Here is a 1750-nt window from a genome sequence, read left to right on the forward strand (position 1 = left end):
CAAACAAAATTGTTTTATGAAAAATATACAAGTCTGATCCTTCACTATTGTTCGATTAGTCCAGCATCCATTAGATCTCCGAAAGATATCGCAAGCACCTTTTATACTAAAGGACTATGGGAAAATTTATATCAATATAAGGAAAACCAAGTTTCTTCAGTTGCGAAAGATGCTTTCGTAAAACATATGCCATCATTTTTTTCATATAAGGGGTATGACCGTCTATATAAGTTCTTCAACTCTTCTGAGTATTTCAAATTAGAGCAAAGATTTAGAATACAAATGAGTTTAGATGTTTCTAAGTGTTTTGATAGTATTTATACTCATTCGATTGCTTGGGCAACGAAAGATAAAGATTTCACTAAGAGTAACTTAAATAGAAATACATTTGGTGATGCTTTTGATGCACTAATTCGACATGGTAACGACAATGAAACTAATGGGATACCTATAGGCCCTGAAGTAAGTAGAATTTTTTCTGAAATTATTTTTCAAAAAATTGATTTATTAACTATAGAAAAAATTAAATCAGAAGATATTAATTTGGAATTCGGTATTGATTATGTTTTCAAGCGATATGTAGATGATGTTTATATTTTTGCGGATAATCAAGAGACAGCTGAAAAAATATATGCGATCTACTCAGATAGTTTAGTCAGTTTCAACCTGCATACAAATGCAAGTAAGTCATCGATTACTACCCGACCTTTTGCCAGCAGTAAATCTAGATTGATGCACGAAATTAGTAATTTATCGAATAATTTTTTTGATAAGTTCTTAGAGATTGATGAGTTAAAAAAATTAAAACCAAAGAAAATTTATAGGTCTTCGAGGCTTGCAAAGTCATTTATTGAGTCTATAAAAGTCTTATGTGTTCATAATAATGTTGGATATGATGAAATTTCATCATTTGTTATATCCTCTCTAACAAATCGTATTAAGCGATTAATCGATACAAACGAAGTATTAAATGAAGAAAGGAATAATTATTACCATGTGCTAAAAACGATTATTGAAGTAGCCTTTTTTCTATATGAAGTAGCACCCTCTGTAGGCGCATCTTATAAACTAAGCACAATGATCATATTTATAATAAGGTTTTGTAGACAGTATAGTTTGTACGAAGAAGAAATTGCTCTTAAAATTTTTGGACTTACTAATGACTTAATGTTAAATGAGTCAAACAGAGTCAAATCCATCTCGCTCGAAGGCTTTATTCATTTAGAGTTTCTTAACATACTTCTAGCTGTTAGAGAACTAGGAGGTTTATACTTATTACCAGAGACAACACTAAAAAAGCTGTTCCTTGACCAAGCTGAATTATCTTACTTCACAGTTACTTCATGTCTTTTCTATATAAAAAACGATAGTAAATATGACAATATTCGCTTAGAACTTATCAATTATATTAATAAGAAGCTATCTAATTTAGAAGATATTACTATTAATAGTGAGAAAGCTTACTTATTACTAGATACTCTAAGCTGCCCTTATATTTCTAATAATGATAGCGAAAAATTAGTAAAGGAAGTAGCTTCTTTATTAAAAATGAGCTTAAACGATAGTGAAATTAGCAATCTTAGTCATTCTTTTAGAAGTCAATACTGGCATACTGATTGGAATAATGTAGACTTGCTCAACTTGTTAGAAAAGAAAGAGTTGAAGCAATCATACTCATAGAGTACTATTTAAAACGAAGCATCCTCTCAACATAGTCGCTTCCACAGGGTTATGATTATATACGATGATA

1 protein-coding gene is annotated in these 1750 nt (G+C 30.1%); it reads left to right on the forward strand.

What is annotated here, in order from left to right; translation table 11 throughout:
• A partial coding sequence (drt3b, locus tag CXF62_RS01340) for an antiviral reverse transcriptase Drt3b (protein WP_102092623.1) occupies window positions 1–1680 on the forward strand: 1680 nt, incomplete at its 5' end.
• Window positions 1681–1750 lie beyond the last annotated feature (70 nt).

Origin of the sequence: Psychrobacter sp. MES7-P7E, from assembly GCF_002863645.1 — a bacterium.
GTDB lineage: Bacteria > Pseudomonadota > Gammaproteobacteria > Pseudomonadales > Moraxellaceae > Psychrobacter.